Raw genomic sequence first — 15,739 nt, 5'->3', positions numbered from 1 at the left:
CCATGACCACCGCACTCGCTTCCCGGGCGGAGCCTGGACACGTCGACGAAAACACCGCGAAACCACCCGGCCGGTGGGTCCGGCCCGCCGTCTTCGGGCTGCTCGCCGCCACCGCGCTGCTGTACTTCTGGAACCTGACCGCCTCCGGCTACGGCAACTCGTTCTACGCGGCCGCCGTGCAGTCCGGCACCCAGGACTGGAAGGCGTGGCTGTTCGGCTCCCTCGACGCGGGGAACGTACTGACCGTCGACAAACCCCCGGCCGCGCTCTGGGTCACGACGGCGTTCGCCCGGCTCTTCGGCTTCTCCGGCTTCACCGTGCTGGCACCCCAGGCATTGATGGGGGTCGCCTCCGTCGGCCTGCTGTACCTGACGGTGAAGCGGACCTCCGGACCGGTCGCCGGCCTGTTCGCCGGGGCGGCGCTCGCCGTCACCCCGGTCGCCGCGCTCATGTTCAAGTTCAACAACCCCGACGCGCTGCTGACGCTGCTGCTGATCGCCGGCGGGTACTGCACGATCCGCGCGATCGAAAAGGCGAGCCCGCGCTGGCTGGCCTTCGCCGGTGTCGCCGTCGGGTTCGGCTTCCTCACCAAGATGATGCAGGCGTTCCTGGTGCTGCCCGCCTTCGGGCTCGCCTATCTGATCGCCGCGCCTACTTCGCTGGGCAAACGCTTGCTTCACCTGCTCGGGGCCTTGAGCGCGACCGTCCTGTCAGCTGGTTGGTTCATCGCGCTGGTCGATCTGTGGCCGACCGAGTCCCGGCCGTACATCGGGGGTTCGGACGGCGACAGCCTGCTCGAACTGGCCTTGGGCTACAACGGCCTCGGCCGGATCTTCGGCAAGGGGGGCGGCGTGATGGTCGGCGGTCCGGGCGGGACCGTGAGCGGCTCGGCCGGCGGGAACGTCGGCTTCGGCGGCGAGAGCGGCCTGACCCGGATGTTCGGTGCCAGCTTCGGCGGCGAGGTGTCGTGGCTGCTGCCCGCCGCGCTGATCGGGCTGGTCGCGGGGCTGTGGTTCACCAGGCGGGCCGCCGGGACCGACCGGACGAGGGCCGCGCTGATCATGTGGGGCGGCTGGATGCTCGTGAGCGCGCTGGTGTTCAGCTTCATGAGCGGCATCGTGCACCCGTACTACGCCGTCGCGCTGGCGCCGTCGATCGCCGCCGTGGTCGCGATCTCCGGGACCTCGCTGTGGCGCGGCCGGGCGCATCTCGCGCCGAGGGTGTTCCTGTCGCTGATGATCGCGGCCAGCGCCGTCTGGGCGTACATCCTGTTGGACCGCAACGCCGACTGGCTGCCCGCGCTGCGCTGGACCATCGCCGGGCTCGGCCTGGTGACCGCGACCATTGTCCTGGTGGGTGTCCCGCCGATCCGGAAACTCGTCGCCGTCGTGGCGACGGCGGCCGTGCTGACCGTCGGCCTCGGCACCACCGCGTTCGGCGTCGAAACCGCTTCGCAGGCGCACTCCGGCTCGATCCCGATCTCCGGTCCGGCCGTGAACGACTCCCGCGGGATGGGCATGGGAATGGACGAGGGTTCGTCGGCGGAGATCGGGGCCCTGCTCGCCGCGACCACGACGAAATGGGCGGCCGCGGCGCCGAGTTCGCAGTCCGCGGCGAATCTGGAACTCGCGAGCGGGAAGTCGGTGATCGGCATCGGTGGCTGGAGCGGTTCGGATCCGGCGCCGACACTCGCGGAATTCCAGCAGTACGTGGCGAACGGCGACATCACCTACTACGTCGAAGGCGGCCGCGGCGGGCCCGGTGGCGGCTCGGACGAGATCGCCGAATGGGTCGCGGAGAACTTCGCCGCCACCACCGTCGGCGAGCAGACGGTGTACCGCCTGCTCTCCTGAAAATGCTTCGACAAGTGTTGGGGCGCACAGGGATCCTGGACGGCGTGAATCGGCCGTACCGCTGGGACCTCGTGCGCCCCGACCAGCTCGGGACGCTGCTGGAACGCGCCGAAAAACCTTCGCTGTGGTTCCTGGACGAGCTGATCGCGTGCGCCGCGAAGGTGATCGCCCGCGCGGGAGACGCGGACCTGTATTTCGTCGGGCGTTCCGCGGACAGCGTGCACGACCTGCTGAGCGGAACCCCGTGGCGGGAACGGATCCACCAGCTGCCGCTGTCGTTCGCCGGAGCCTGTGACGACCCGACGGCCGCCGATGTCGCGCGGCTGCGCGCCAATCTCACCGCGGCGGGGCTCAGCCCGTACGACCTCGCGCGCGGACGGCCGAAGGTGTTCGTCGACCTGGTCTACACAGGACGGACGTTCACCGAGCTGTACCGGCTGCTGCGCGACTGGATCGACGACGAACGCGAGGCCTGGAGCATCATCCGCGGTCGGCTGCGGTTCCTCGGGATCACCATCCGGGAGGACACGACCCCGTCGGCGTTCCGCTGGCAGCAGCAGTTCGCTTGGCCCGCCGACCTGCCGTCGCACGGCGTGCGGAACATCTCGCTCGACGAGCCGGTGTGGCTCTACTTCGGGAACACGCAGCCCAAGCTCACGGCGTCGTTCCCGCGGCCGCGCTGGTCGGACGAGAACGGCCGCGCGCCGGAGCATTCGGAAAAGCGGCTGCGGGGGCTGGCCGCAGCGGTCGCGGTCGTCGAGGCGGGCCGTTCGAAGGCGGCGCGAGACCTGCTGGTGCGGCATCTTCGGAGCGAACCGGCGATGGCGGAGAGCTGGCTGCGGACGCTGATCACGCGGCTGCGGTGACCGAAGGCGTGAGCGGCAAGGCGTGACTCGCGTGATCAGAGACCGCACTCACGTGATTGGAGGCGTAACTCGCGTGATTGGAGACGGATCGCGCCTGATCACGCGAGTTACGCCTCTGATCACGCGAGTTACGCCTTTGATCACGAGACGGGACCGACAGCCGGCTATCACCCCACCCTCAGCTCGCCCACAGGAAAGGGGCGGACGCTGGAAGCAGGCGGATCACCCAGGGGTGAGGAGAAGACCATGAGGGAGCTTCCACACTGGCACACGGCGAGCGCGCAGGGGCCGCGCGAGCACAACGCGGACGCCGTCGCGGCGTATGCGGCCGCGGGCGGCCGGGGAATCGTGTTCGCGCTGGCCGACGGAGTCGGAGATCACCCGAACGCGGCACGAGCGGCGCGGACGGCGGCTTCGGCGGCGGCCCGGACACCGGTCGAGCAGGGCGCCACCGGGGCTGTTCTCGCTGCTCAGCGCGCTGTACTCGGGCTCGGCGGGACCGGTGACTGCGTCCTCGTCGTGGCCGTCCGCACAGACGAGGGGTATGGCATCGCTTGGGTCGGGGACGCGCGGGCGTACGCTTGGGATGGTCACACCGTGCGGCAAGTGACCAAGGACCATACGCTCGCGCAGTACTTCCGCGACCACGAACAGCCCGTGACACCGCGGATGGAACACGTCGTCACCACCAGCGTCCGCACGGCCGCCGCGCACGAGATCGGCACGGCCACCGTCACGACCGGCGGGCTCGTGCTCACCAGCGACGGTGTGCACAAGACGCTCAGCGGGCCGACCATGCTCGACATCCTCGGGATGCCGGACAGGGCGGCCACCGAGCTGGTGCGGACGGCGATCTCGCTCGGTGGCTCGGACAACGCCACCGCGATCGTGGTGGATCCGCCCAGTGCGGAGGTCACCACGGAAAAGTTTCGCGTCGCGGCCTGAACCGGGCGGTCAGGCCGCGACGCGATCCCGTTTCAGCTGCCGGTATTCGCGCAGCACCAGCACGACGATCACGACGTCGAGGGCGGCGAAGAACGGCAGCGCCAGCGAGTGCGTGTGGATCGCGCGGAAGATCTCGTAGACCACGAACGCCGAGAGCACGACGGCGGCGACGGGGTACGCCCGCATCACCTTCTTCGCCAGCGCCCAGACCAGGCCGAGTTTGATCAGTCCGTGCGCGACGAGGTACACGACGGCGAACATCCGGCCTTCGACGAAGTGGCCGGCGGCGAGTTCGAGGTGCCGGGCCAGCGTCCCTTCGGGGTCGCCGAGCAGGTCGCGGGTGACCACGGCGTGCGCGAAACCGGAGACGGCCGACGCCGGGACGAGCATCAGGACGAGCCCGCCCACCAGCTGCAACGCGCCGTCGAGCCCCTTCAGGGTGATGGCGATCCGGAACAGCTTCTCGGTGTTCATGGGCGCTCCCTCCGCGATCACCTCACCCTGCCCCACGTGGCGGCCGTCCGCAGCCGCCGTCACCGGAACAGGCGGTCCCGGCAGGCCGGGCACCGCTCGTGCCGTGCGGTGCGGCCGGAGGGGTCCCTGCCGTAGAAGGGAAAGCACGGCGCTCCGCAGAGGGCGAGATAGATCCGCCCGCAGCGCAGCGGCCGTCCGCCGACGTTGTGGGCCACGCTCAGCGACTGGTGATGCTCGCCCGCTCCGGGCAGCCAGCCGTCGTCCGGCAGCTTCGCCAGCACGTCGGCGTTGACGTCGTCCGAGCGGCGGAGCAGCGCGCCGCCGAGGTCGGTGAGCCGTTCCCCGAGATCGCGGAGGACGTCGGCGCGCGGCACGTCGTCCTCCACCATCCGGGTGACGAAGGTGATGTCGGTGCTCAGGGAGCCGTGGAGGTCCCGGAGCCGGTCGAGCAGGCGGTGATCCATGCCCTTCCATTAAGGCGTTGCGCTCTGGCAAGGAAAGGGTCAAGCCGCGTAGGTGACCCGGCCGTTCATGACGGTGGCCGTGACGGGGGTCTCGCGCAACCCTGCCGGGGTCAGCCGCGACGGGTCCACCGCGGTGACGACCAGGTCCGCGACGTCTCCGACGGCCACTCCGATCCGGCCGCCGGACGACGGCGCGAGCGCGGCCTCCAGCGGCATGGCCTGCTCGGGATGCCACGGCGGCCGGTCGTCGTCGGTGCGGCTGACCGCCGACGCGATCGCGTCCCACGGGTCCAGCGGCGCGACCGGCGCGTCGGAGCCGAACTCCAGCCGCACCCCGGCGCGATGCAAAGCGCCGTAAGGGAAGGCCCGATCGGTCCAGCCGTGCCAGTGCCGGTCGGCGACGTCGCGGTCGTCCGGCTGATGGGCGGGCTGGACGCTCGCCGCGACGCCCAGTTCGGCGAAGCGCGCGACGTCCTCGGCGCACAGCAGCTGCGCGTGTTCGATGCGGCCCGAGCACCCGACGCCGGCGAAGGCGTCGAGCGCGATCTTGTTGGCATGATCGCCGATCGCGTGCACCGCCGGGGAAAGGCCGTGTTCGGAAGCCTTGCGCATCAACGGTTCCAGCTCCTCGGGCGGCAGTTCGAGCAGCCCGTGGGACTCCGTTCCGGCGTAGTGGCCCACGCAGTACGCGGTGCGGGTGTTCAGCGAACCGTCGACGAACAGTTTGTACGGGCCGACCGTGAGCAGGCCGCCGGTGTCTTCGAGGACGTCGCCGGTTCGGTGGCCGCGTTCGACGGCGGTGTCGAGCAGGTATTTCGCGATCACGCAGGAGATCCGGACCGGCAGGGGTTTCCGCGCCAGCCGTCGCCGCCAGTCGGTGACGGTGTCGGCGTACTCGTAGTCGACGATCTTGGTGACACCGCGGGCGGCCGCCGCGCCGAGCGCGTCGGCGACCCAGCCGTCGATGACGTCGTCGGGGGCGACCGGGAGTTCGGCCGTCGCGCTCATGCAGTCGTTCTCCAGCAGCACGCCGGTCGGGTGCTCGCGGCCGATGAGCTTCAGCGCTGCCGGGCTGAGCCACAGCGTGTGCAGGTCGGCGCTGAACAGGGCGACCGGATGCCCGGGCAGCGCCTTCTGCAGCAGGTCCTTGTGCGGGGCGTCGGACCAGAGGCCGTCGCGGAATCCGGCGCCGAGGACCAGATCGCCGGGCGGCACAGGATTCGCCAGGAGATGAGCGAGCACGAGTTCGACCGTGTGGGCGGCCGACGTCGCCTCCCCGAGCGGGATCCGGCGGCGCGCGGCCGACCACTGCGCGGTGTGCACATGCGCGTCGACGAGGCCGGGCAGCAGCGTGCCGCCGTGGCCGTCCAGGATCTCCGACGCCTCACCCGCCTGCCCCGGTCCCGCGATGGCCGCGATCCGGCCGCCTTTGATCAGCACGTCCGACAGGGAACCCGCCAAGCCGACCCGGACCCGGCGCAACAGAAGATCTTCCACGCCCTCACCTTGCCAGCCAGTGCCGCGATTCGGCACCTGCTTGCGGTGGTCGGCATCGCGAACCACCGCAAGCAGGTGCCGAATCGCGGGACGTCAGGAGCGGGCGAAGGTGAGCTTTCCGAGCGCGGCGACCAAGGGCGCGAGTTCGGGGAGTTCCTCGGCGGCGGCGAGTGCCTCGGTGAGGACGGTGTCGTGCGTCGGCCGCGCGGCCGCGAGCAGTTCCTGCCCGGCCGGGGTGACCTCGGTGTAGATCCCCCGCCGGTCGTCCGGGCACAGGTACCGCTGCAGCAGTCCCCGGTCCTCCAGCCGCGACACCAGCCGGGTCGTCGCCGACTGGCTGAGCACGACGGCGTTCGACAGCTGGTTCATCCGCAGGTGGAAACCGTCCTGGCGGGCGAGCACGTCCAGCACGGTGTACTCGGTGACGGACAGGGTGTGCTTCTGCGCCAGCGCGCGCTCGAGCGCGTCCTCGATCCGCGCGTGCAGTGCGGCCAGGGTCCGCCAGCCCTGCGCGCGTGCCTCCACGGCGTCGTCGGCCAGTGACACGGTTCACCTCTTCCCCGGTTGCCCGAGCTTCGTTGCGTCATGCATCATCAAGCGTGTGCAATATGCGGCGCGTGCAACTATTTCGGACGCTCGTAGTTGCTCACGCCAGTAACACCACTCTACGGGAAGAAGTGAGAACCCCATGCCTGCCGCTCTGCTCGCACTGGCGATCAGCGCCTTCGGGATCGGCACCACCGAGTTCGTGATCATGGGCCTGTTGCCCGAGGTCGCGGGCGACTTCGGCGTATCGATCCCCTCCGCCGGGCTGCTGATCTCCGGATACGCGCTCGGCGTCGTGGTCGGCGCCCCGATACTCACCGCGCTCGCGTCGCGGGTGCCGCGCAAGACGGTCCTCGTCGGCCTGATGGTCCTGTTCATCGCCGGCAACGTCGTTTCCGCGCTGGCCCCCACCTACGGCCTGCTGATGACCGGCCGCGTGGTCGCCGCGCTCTCGCACGGCGCGTTCTTCGGCGCCGGCGCGGTCGTCGCGGCCTCGCTCGTCGCGCCCAACAAGCAGGCAGGCGCCATCGCGATGATGTTCACCGGCCTCACCGTCGCCAACGTCCTCGGCGTCCCCGCCGGGACCGCGCTCGGGCAGGCACTGGGCTGGCGCTCGACGTTCTGGGCGGTCAGCGCACTCGGAGTCATCGGCCTGATCGGGATCCTCGCGCTGGTTCCCGTCCAGTCGACGACGAAGAGCGCGGGACTGCGCAGCGAACTGGCCGTGTTCCGGCGTCCGCAGGTGTGGCTCGCGCTGGCGATGACGGCACTCGGCTTCGCCGGGGTGTTCGCGTCCTTCACCTACATCGCCCCGATGATGACCGAGGTCGCCGGCTTCTCCCCCGGCGCGGTGACCTGGCTGCTGGTGCTGTTCGGCGCCGGGCTGTTCGCGGGCAACCTGCTCGGCGGAAAGGCGGCCGACCGGGCGCTGATGCCCAGCCTGTACGTCATCCTCGCCGTGCTCGCGGCCGTCCTGGTCGTGTTCGTCTTCACCGCGCACGCCCAGCTCCCCGCCGCGATCACCATCGCGGTCTTCGGCGCCGCCGGGTTCGCGACCGTCGCGCCGTTGCAGGCCCGCGTCATGAACAAGGCCGAAGGCGCGCCCGCGATGGCTTCGGCCGCCAACATCGCCGCGTTCAACCTCGGCAACGCCGCGGGCGCGTGGCTCGGCGGCAAGGCCATCGACGCGGGTCTCGGCTACACCGCGCCCAACTGGATCGGCGCCGGGCTCGCCCTCGCCGGACTGCTGGTCGCGGTCATCTCCGGCATGCTCGATGGCGGGCGGCGAAAGGCTCGTCGCGCCGAACTGGCCCCCGCCGCCTGACCCGCAAGTACCCACGAAAGGAACGCAAGTGACCGACATTCCCACCGTCAAGCTCAACAACGGGGTGGAGATGCCGCAGCTCGGGTTCGGCGTCTTCCAGGTGCCGGACGAGGAGACCACCGCCGCCGTCAAGGCCGCGCTGGACGCGGGCTACCGCAGCATCGACACCGCCGCCGTCTACGGCAACGAAGCGGGCGTCGGCAAGGCGCTCGCCGAGTCCGGGATCGCCCGCGACGAACTGTTCATCACCACCAAGCTGTGGAACAGCGAACAGGGCTACGACGCCACGCTGAAGGCGTTCGACGCCAGCATGGCCAAACTCGGCCTGGAGAAACTGGACCTGTATCTCATCCACTGGCCGACGCCGGAGCGCGATCTCTACCGGGACACGTGGAAGGCCTTCGAGAAGCTCTACGCCGACGGCCGGGTGCGCGCGATCGGCGTGTCCAACTTCCAGCCCGCGCACCTCGAACGGCTTCTCGACGCCGGTTCCGTGACCCCGGCGGTCAACCAGGTCGAGGTGCACCCGTACCTGCAGCAGGCCGAGGTGCGCGAGTACGACGCGAAGCACGGCATCGCGACCGAAGCGTGGAGCCCGCTGGCCAAGGGCGGCGATCTGCTCGGCGAGGACGCGATCAAGACGCTCGCTTCGAAGCACGGCCGGACCCCGGCGCAGATCGTGCTGCGGTGGCACCTGCAGCTCGGCAACGTCGTGATCCCGAAGTCCGTGACGCCGTCGCGGATCAAGGAGAACCTCGACGTCTTCGGGTTCACGCTGTCGGAGGAGGACATCGCGTCGCTGTCCGTGCTGGACCGGGGCGAGCGGACCGGTCCGGACCCCGACACCTTCAACGTCGCCTAGCCCCCTCCCCCGATCAGTCACCTACTTGCGGCCTCCCAGGAGCACGTCGCGCGCTCTGTGAGCGCAAGTAGGTGACTGATCGCGTGTTCGCAGGTCGTGGGCGTAGCTCTTTGTTCCGGCACGGAGCCGCTGTGTAGCCGGTTACTATTCGGCCGCACAGACGGCACTTGTGCGAAAAGAGGTAACCGGACGATGCAGGCCCGAGGACGCGCCGTCCTCGCGACACTTCTGCTCGTGGCGTTCCCAGTGGTGGTCGTCGCGGTGGGTGTCGCCAGTGTGCTGGCGGGCCTGCGGATCCAGGGCAAGATCGGCATGTACGTCATGCTCGCCGGGCTCGCGATCATGATCGCGCTGGGCTTCGGCCTGGTGAGCGCGTTGCGGGCGCGGCGTCCCCCGATCGAGGGGCCGCGGCTCGACCGCGACGCCCATCCCGCGTTGTGGGAGATGATCGACGACCTCGCCGCCCAGGTGAAGACGCGGCCGCCGGACGAGATCGTGCTGATCGGCGAGATCAACGCGGCGGTCAGTGAGGACGCCCGGTTCCTCGGTCTGCGGCCGGGGCGCCGCACGATGCTGATCGGGCTGCCGTTGCTGGCCGCGATGAGCGTGAGCGAGCTGCGTTCGGTGCTGGCGCACGAACTCGGGCACTACAGCGGCGGCCACACGCGGCTGCTCGCGCTGACCTATCGGGGCACCCAGACGCTCGCCTTCACCGTCGACAGGCTGGACGGCGGCCCCGCCAGGGCGCTGCTCTCCGCCTACTCGAAGCTGTACCTCCTGGTCGCCCGGTCGGCGAACCGGCGGCAGGAACTGCAGGCCGACGAGGCGTCGGTGCTCGCGGCGGGCAGCCGGACGGCGGCAGCGGCGCTGCGGAAGGTCGCGACGCTGAGCCCGCTCTGGAAGGACTACGCCGAGCGCTACCTCTCACTCGGCGCGACGGCGCGGCGCACTCCCCCGGTACTGCTGGGGTTCCGGTCGTACCTCAATCACCCCGTCCAGCGAGACTGGGTGGCCGAGTACGCCGAAGACATCATCGACGGCGAGGAACTGTCGAAGTACGACAGTCATCCGCCGACGAAACGCCGGATCGCCGCGCTCGCCGGCGTGCCCGACAACCCGGTGAAGCCGGACGCGCGGCCGGGCTGGTCGCTGCTGGGGGCGCCGAAGGTCGACGTGCCGGAGGCGGAGCTGGACGTGCTGATCCGCGACGTCGGGCCGCGCGCGGACTGGGACGAGGTCGTCAAACGCGCGGGCCGGGCGTCGGTCGCGGAGGGCGCGAGGCTGCTCACCTCCGCCGGGCTCGAAAGCAGGCTGGCGCCGCGCGGCACGATCGGCGAGGTCGTGCGGGTCCTGCGCGACGGTGACGCCGAAGCGCTCGCCAGGCCCCTGCGGGCCCCGTCCCGCGAAGAGGGCCTCGACCTGCTGACCGAACTGTTCGCCGACACCGTCACCGCCGCGATGATCGACAACGGCGTCGCCGCGCACCGCCTGAACTGGGGCGGCGGCTGGGAACTGTGCCTCGGCGACGGCGAGCCGTTCGACGTCGCCGAGCTGGTCGCCCCGGCGGTGCGGAGCCCGCGCGCGGTCGACGAACTGGTCCACAACCTGCAACTGCTGAACGTGCCCGCCGCGTACTTCTGCAAGCAGGAGCCCCAGCCCGAGCCCGATCCCGCCGAAGCCCGGATGCTCGGGCTGTTCACCGCGCTGAAGGCCAACCGGAGGCTCTACGACCTGATCGTCTGCGACACCGAAGTGATCTTGCTGCCGATGGCGCGCTCGGTGCTGGTCCGCCGCGGACTCGCCGGCCTGATCGGGGCGCGCGGGGTGTCGGACCGCAAACGGATCCGGAAGCTGCGGGAGCGCGGCCTCGACGATCTGCGCGCCGAACCGGGCGCGCGGCGGGTCCCGTTCGCGGACATCGTTGACGGCGGTTTCCCCCGCCGGAAACTCACCGTGTTCCTGACGCTGGAGCTCTCCGACGGCGAAACGCTGGAACTCGCGATGACCGGCAACACCGAGGACTTCGGCACGGCCCACGACGAACTGAAGGCGTTCTTCAGCTCGCTGAAGGTCTGAGGCCGGGCGCTGTCGTGAGGGTTCTCGCATCCAGGCACGCGAGTCACGCCTACCGAAGTACATGAAGGCCCCCTTCCTTGCGCTAGGCGCAAGGAAGGGGGCCTTCATGTACTTCACGACCAGCCGCCGGAGGTCGCAGCCGCCCCACTGTCACCAGGGACCACATCCGACGGTAGCGAAAGCCTCCTTCACTACCGTCAGAGTAGGCAAGGAGGCCCTCACTACCAGGAGAACTCGTCCGCGACCGTCCTTTATGGACACAAGGCAAGGCCGCGGGTGCCCGGATCGCCCCTTCCGAGTTCCGTGAAGAGGGACCGGCGACCTAGAGCTTGATCCCCACGCCGCCGAGGCTCAGGTGGTTCAGCTCGGTCAGCGGCGCGAGGCGCGGGCCTTCCGGCCACCATTCGTGCAGGTGGACCAGCCCGGGCTCGAGGATCTCCAGCCCGTCGAACAGGGACTCGATCTCCTCGCGGTTTCGGTGCACCGTGCGATGCCCGGTGCTGCCCATGAGGTCGTCGAGTTTCCGCGCGAGCGCGCCGCGCGCGCCCTCGCCGGGGGTGAAGTCGTGGGTGATCAGTACGTAGGATCCCGGCGCGATCGCGTCGACGTAGGCGCGGACGACGGCCCGCGCCTTGCCGAAGTCTTCGATGTGGTGCAGCACCGAGTTCAGGATCACCGCGACCGGGCGGTCGAGTTCGATGTGCTCGGTGACCACCGGATCGGCGAGGGTCTGCTCGGGATCGGTCAGATCGGCGCCGCTGACGTGGACGAGGTGGTCTTCCAGCAGTGCCAGCCCGTGTGCCTGGACGACCGGGTCGTGGTCGACGTAGACGACCAGTGCGTCGGGGTTGTACCGCTGCGCCGCCTGATGGGTGTTCTCCGCGGCGGGCAGGCCGGAGCCGAGGTCGAGGAACTGGTCGATGCCGCGGGCGCCGGCGAGGAACCGGACCACCCGGTTCGCCCAGGAGCGGAACTCCTTGGCCATCGCGGCGGCGTCGGGGGCGAGGGCGAGCAGGTCGTCGACCGCCCGCCTGTCGACCTCGTAGTGGTCGTGCCCGCCGAGAAGGGCGTCCTTCATCCGGGCGAGGTTGGGCTTGCTGTAGTCGAGGGGAAGCGGGCGCCTCGGCACAGACCGGACCTCGTCCGAAGTCATGGACACGTTCCACCCTTCAGCCGCGCACGGGCCACGTGAACGTGCCCACGGCTCCCTCGACATCGACGGACCGTACACAGATTACGACATGGCGTGCATCTACGTGAACCTCCCCAAGGGCCTTGCCCACCTGCGATGATCACCCGAAAGCGAGCTCACGCCACGTGCCACCACCGTCGGTGGTGCGGTACACGGCCGATCCGCCGTCGGCATCGGGCAGCCCGTCCACGACCACGCCCACCCGTTCGTCAGGGAAGTCCAGGTCGTTGAGGCAGACGCCGCGGCCACTGAGCTCCGTGGTCGTCCAGGTCGCCCCGCCGTCGGCGGTGCTGTGCAGGAACCCGGTGCCGCCGCCTTCCGCCGCGACGGTCGCCGACGAGGGCGACGCCGCGCTGAAGCTCTGGTTGATCCCGAGAGTGGGCGCCTGCGCCGTTCCGGTGAAGTGGCCGCCGAGCTTCGGCGCGCGCCACAGCCGCCGGACGGTCGCCCCCGGCTGCGGTGTCCCCGGTCCCCCGCTGCACAACGCCAGCACGTGCCCCTGCCGGACTCCGCTCAGCGAAGCCGCGCTGTCCGCCGGGCAGGGCGGCGGCGCGGGCGCGAAGGTCAGGCCGTCGGATGACGTCCAGTACTTCTGGACGCGGTAGTCCGCTCCCATCGACACCTGGATCCCGCCGCTGGTGGCGACGTCCCCATAGGTGGACGAGCCGGTGACGGTGAACCCCGGGACGGGCTGGAGGAGCCGCGTTCCGGAGATCCCCGCGTACAGCGTCGTCGTCGACGGGCTGCCGAAACCGGTGACCATCGCGAACACCCGAGGCCCTGCTTCGGTGATTTTCGAAATATAGAAGGGTTCCCTGGCCCCGGCGAGCCGGACCTCCGACCACTTGCCGCCACCGTCGTGGCTGGCGAGCAGCCGGGTGCCGTCGGAGAGGAAGACGTCGCGTTCGTCGACCACCGTGAGCTTGACCTGATTGTGGTTGTCCGGCAACGAGATCGGCGGTTCGCCGACGCGCCGCCACCGCTTCCCTCCGTCGGTCGTCGACAGCAGGGACGCGCACCATCCCGGTCTGCCACACGGAAAGAAGCCGAGGACGAAGCCACGCAGCGGCCCGGTCCAGCTCGTCGACGCGGGAGCGAAACCCTTGGGCACAGCCGAATCAGCGGCGGCGGGCGGAGTGAAGACGGCCAGGGCGGTCAGGGCGGTGGCGGCGAGCGCGGCCCACCGGTTCGGCTTCATGACCACGAGACGTCCGGCCCCCGCCGGGGTTGCCCGCCGTTCGGGGTGAACCCGCAGATCATCTCGGGTACGCTGTCGAACCTTGTTTCACCCGGGGCCGGACCGGGTATACGGCGTTCGGCCGGTGAGACGGAGGTAGCACCGATGGACGACGCGGGTCCGCGCGCTGACGGTGAGGTCGAAGACCCCGGCGAGCCTGACGCCGGGACCACCGAGCGCCGGTTCAGCCTGAACGTCCACGACCCGGACCATCTGCCGCGCAGGCTCGCCGGCCGGTACGAAGTCGGCGAACTGCTCGGCCGCGGCGCGACCTCGCGCGTTTTCCGAGCCCACGACCTGCGCGAAGGGCGCGAAGTCGCGCTGAAGCTGTTCCACGCCGACACGATGCTCAGGGACGAGCGCCGCCGGGAGCAGGAGATCGAGACCCTCAGCGCGGTCCGCCATCCCGGGCTCGTCCCGCTGTACGACGCGGGGTCCGACGACGGCTACACCTATCTGACGATGCGACTGGTCGACGGGCCGAATCTGGCCCAGCTCCTGCGCTCGGGCCCGCTCCCCCAGGACGCGGTCGTCGAACTGGCCGCCCGGCTGACCGACGCGCTCGCGCACGTCCACGCGCACGGCATCACCCACCGCGACCTGAAACCGGCGAACATCCTGATGGCCGACGACGGCCCGCTGATCGGGGACTTCGGGGTGGCGCACGCCTTCGACGCGACCAGGGTGACCGAGACCGGCGGTGTCGTCGGCACGGCGGCGTACATGGCGCCCGAGCAGGTCCGCGGTGAGAACGTCGGCCCGCCCGCCGACATCTACTCTCTCGGCCTGGTCCTGCTCGAATGCCTGTCCGGGGAGCGGGAGTACACCGGGACGCCGGTCGAAGCCGCGGTCGGACGGCTGCACCGGCCGCCCCGGATCCCCGAGGGGCTGTCGGTGACCATGACGACGCTGCTGCGCGGGATGACCGCGCGGAAGCCGTCGCAACGCCCGACGGCCGCGGCGATCTCGCGGATCCTGCTGGAGGACTCCACCGGGACGAAGGTCGTCCTTCTCGCGCCCGCCACCCGCAGGCGGGCGGCCGTGGTCGCCGCCATCAGCGCGCCCGCCGCCGCGATCACCATCGGTGTCCTGCTGGCGGCCAACCAGACCGGGGCGAACCCGCCGGCTCCGCCAGGCGGAATGTTCCCCCCGGCGGCGACCGGCTCGTCCACTCCGGTGGCGGGCCGAGGAGCGCCATCCTCGGAGGCCGTCGAAGTGCCCACAGGCGGCGTGAACGCGCCCCAGGGCACGGTCGAGGTGACCGAGGCCGTCCCGGTCTCCGCGAATCCGACGGCCACCACCGAAAGCACCGGTGCCACCTCGACGCCGAAAAGCACGACCGCTTCCAGCGACCGGCCGGAAACCTCGGTCAAACCGAGCAAAACGAGACCCAACCCGCCGACCAAGAGCAGGCCAGGACCACCCGGCTGAGCGACCGCCCAGCCGGGGTGTCCACAGTGGATGGGAGACGGCGATGAGCTACCTCAACGACCCGCGCGAGCCGCAGGAAGAGATCGTCGAACAGACACCCGCCAGGATCCGCGCGGTGCGGATCATCAACGCCGTCGTCCACGCGGTGTGCTGGATCTTCGCGCTGGTGCTGATCTTGCACATCCTGCTCGTATTCGGCGAGGCCAATCCGGGGAACGGGTTCGCGCGGCTGATCGACCAGTGGTCGCGCGGCGTCTCGCTCGGGCTCCGCAACCTGTTCACCCCGGAGGGCCTCAAACTGCGCACCCTGTTCAACGACGGTCTCGCCGCGCTGCTGTGGCTGATCATCGGCGGCGTGGTGACCGACCTGGTCTCGCGGATCGGCCTCCCCGGGCCGAAACGGGTCTGGTACCGGCGCACGCTCAGTTGAGCGAACCCGGCTTCGCCTCGGGGGCGTCACCGGCCTGGGCCTGCTCGGCCCTGGCATCGGTGACGTCCGGGGTGGCGGCGGACTCCGCGGGCTGTTTCGGATCCGGCTCGGGCTCGGTGTCGAAATGCTCACGGCACCACCGGCCGTAGCGTCGGGAATGCACGGTCATCGCGGCACCTCCTTTTCTGCCACCACGATCCCCCATCCCTGTGACGCGCGCCACTCGTTTACCTCGCGAAGGCGGTCACGATCGCGGATTCATCGTGCCGCCGGGCAGTACGAGCGCGTCGAAGCCCGGACCGGGCCGGCCGAACCATGGGCATGAAGTCCCGCAGCGGCGGGTATCTGCCCGCAAGCGACTTCGGCGAGCGGACCTGGGGTCCCCGCAGAGGTCGTGGCTTCGGCTGTCTGGCCCCGGACGGCGAGCCGCTGAAGGACCGGCGAACGATCGAGCGGATCGACGCGCCGGCACGGAAGCTGCCCAAGCTACGCGAAACGGGTGCGGCTGGTCCGCTCCCTCCGGCGGGTGCGGGGCGGCGACG

The 15,739-nt window shown here is 70.4% G+C and carries 15 protein-coding genes; 8 read left to right on the top strand and 7 right to left on the bottom strand.

The annotated features are described in order from the left end of the window. The first annotated feature begins 2 nt into the window (after window positions 1-2). From DL990_RS38060 to DL990_RS38050, 3 genes are all read left to right on the top strand, one after another. The gene (locus DL990_RS38060) at window positions 3-1,853 is read left to right on the top strand and encodes a glycosyltransferase family 39 protein (RefSeq protein WP_125785958.1); all 1,851 of its coding nucleotides are present in this window, start codon (window positions 3-5) and stop codon (window positions 1,851-1,853) included. 44 nt (window positions 1,854-1,897) lie between these two features. Further along, entirely contained in the window at window positions 1,898-2,719 is an 822-nt protein-coding gene (locus tag DL990_RS38055) for a hypothetical protein (RefSeq protein WP_233620692.1), read from the top strand. Between the two features lie 246 nt (window positions 2,720-2,965). Beyond that, entirely contained in the window at window positions 2,966-3,664 is a 699-nt protein-coding gene (locus tag DL990_RS38050; RefSeq protein ID WP_125801569.1) for a PP2C family serine/threonine-protein phosphatase, read from the top strand. Between the two features lie 9 nt (window positions 3,665-3,673). Here DL990_RS38050 and DL990_RS38045 read toward each other — a convergent pair whose 3' ends face one another. From DL990_RS38045 to DL990_RS38030, 4 genes are all read right to left on the bottom strand, one after another. Next, window positions 3,674-4,138, bottom strand: a complete 465-nt coding sequence (locus DL990_RS38045; RefSeq protein ID WP_125801568.1) for a DUF2127 domain-containing protein — start codon at window positions 4,136-4,138, stop codon at window positions 3,674-3,676. A gap of 59 nt (window positions 4,139-4,197) precedes the next feature. Further along, window positions 4,198-4,602, bottom strand: coding sequence for a hypothetical protein (locus DL990_RS38040; protein WP_125785962.1), 405 nt, complete (start codon window positions 4,600-4,602; stop codon window positions 4,198-4,200). Window positions 4,603-4,641: 39 nt separating this feature from the next. Further along, the gene (locus tag DL990_RS38035) at window positions 4,642-6,099 is read right to left on the bottom strand and encodes an amidohydrolase (protein ID WP_125801567.1); all 1,458 of its coding nucleotides are present in this window, start codon (window positions 6,097-6,099) and stop codon (window positions 4,642-4,644) included. A gap of 93 nt (window positions 6,100-6,192) precedes the next feature. Next, window positions 6,193-6,645 (bottom strand): MarR family winged helix-turn-helix transcriptional regulator, encoded by a 453-nt coding sequence (locus DL990_RS38030; protein WP_125785964.1) that lies wholly within the window; start codon window positions 6,643-6,645, stop codon window positions 6,193-6,195. 142 nt (window positions 6,646-6,787) lie between these two features. On the opposite strand from DL990_RS38030, the gene DL990_RS38025 reads away from it, so the two are divergent. The 3 genes from DL990_RS38025 to DL990_RS38015 all read left to right on the top strand — a co-directional run bounded on the left by DL990_RS38025 (window position 6,788) and on the right by DL990_RS38015 (window position 10,907). Continuing rightward, entirely contained in the window at window positions 6,788-7,969 is a 1,182-nt protein-coding gene (locus DL990_RS38025; protein ID WP_125801566.1) for an MFS transporter, read from the top strand. A gap of 28 nt (window positions 7,970-7,997) precedes the next feature. Next, window positions 7,998-8,831 carry an aldo/keto reductase gene (locus DL990_RS38020; protein ID WP_125801565.1) on the top strand — a complete coding sequence of 278 codons (834 nt, stop codon included), beginning with the start codon at window positions 7,998-8,000 and terminating at the stop codon, window positions 8,829-8,831. 234 nt (window positions 8,832-9,065) lie between these two features. Next, window positions 9,066-10,907, top strand: a complete 1,842-nt coding sequence (locus DL990_RS38015) for a M48 family metalloprotease (RefSeq protein ID WP_233620691.1) — start codon at window positions 9,066-9,068, stop codon at window positions 10,905-10,907. 322 nt (window positions 10,908-11,229) lie between these two features. On the opposite strand, the gene DL990_RS38010 is transcribed toward DL990_RS38015, so the two are convergent. Together DL990_RS38010 and DL990_RS38005 are read right to left on the bottom strand one after the other, a co-directional pair. Further along, on the bottom strand, window positions 11,230-12,060 hold the full coding sequence (locus tag DL990_RS38010; RefSeq protein WP_125785968.1) for an SAM-dependent methyltransferase: 831 nt from the start codon (window positions 12,058-12,060) through the stop codon (window positions 11,230-11,232). 139 nt (window positions 12,061-12,199) lie between these two features. Further along, window positions 12,200-13,297: a hypothetical protein gene (locus tag DL990_RS38005; RefSeq protein WP_125801563.1), complete on the bottom strand. Its 1,098-nt coding sequence runs from the start codon at window positions 13,295-13,297 to the stop codon at window positions 12,200-12,202. 144 nt (window positions 13,298-13,441) lie between these two features. Between DL990_RS38005 and DL990_RS38000 the strand changes: the two genes are divergently transcribed. Together DL990_RS38000 and DL990_RS37995 are read left to right on the top strand one after the other, a co-directional pair. Continuing rightward, entirely contained in the window at window positions 13,442-14,767 is a 1,326-nt protein-coding gene (locus DL990_RS38000) for a serine/threonine-protein kinase (protein WP_125801562.1), read from the top strand. 43 nt (window positions 14,768-14,810) lie between these two features. Further along, complete coding sequence (locus DL990_RS37995; protein WP_125785971.1) at window positions 14,811-15,197, top strand: hypothetical protein; 387 nt, start codon at window positions 14,811-14,813, stop codon at window positions 15,195-15,197. Here the strand turns inward: DL990_RS37995 and DL990_RS41620 are convergent. Then, a complete protein-coding gene (locus DL990_RS41620) occupies window positions 15,190-15,366 on the bottom strand; it encodes a hypothetical protein (RefSeq protein WP_199746775.1) in 177 nt (58 codons plus the stop codon). The two genes, DL990_RS37995 and DL990_RS41620, sit on opposite strands and share 8 nt — an antisense overlap. Window positions 15,367-15,739: the final 373 nt, after the last annotated feature.

This window comes from Amycolatopsis sp. WAC 01416 (assembly GCF_003947485.1).
Taxonomy (GTDB): Bacteria; Actinomycetota; Actinomycetes; order Mycobacteriales; family Pseudonocardiaceae; genus Amycolatopsis.
The sequence above is the reverse complement of the archived record's forward strand: the minus strand, read 5'-3'. Positions and strand labels throughout refer to the sequence as shown.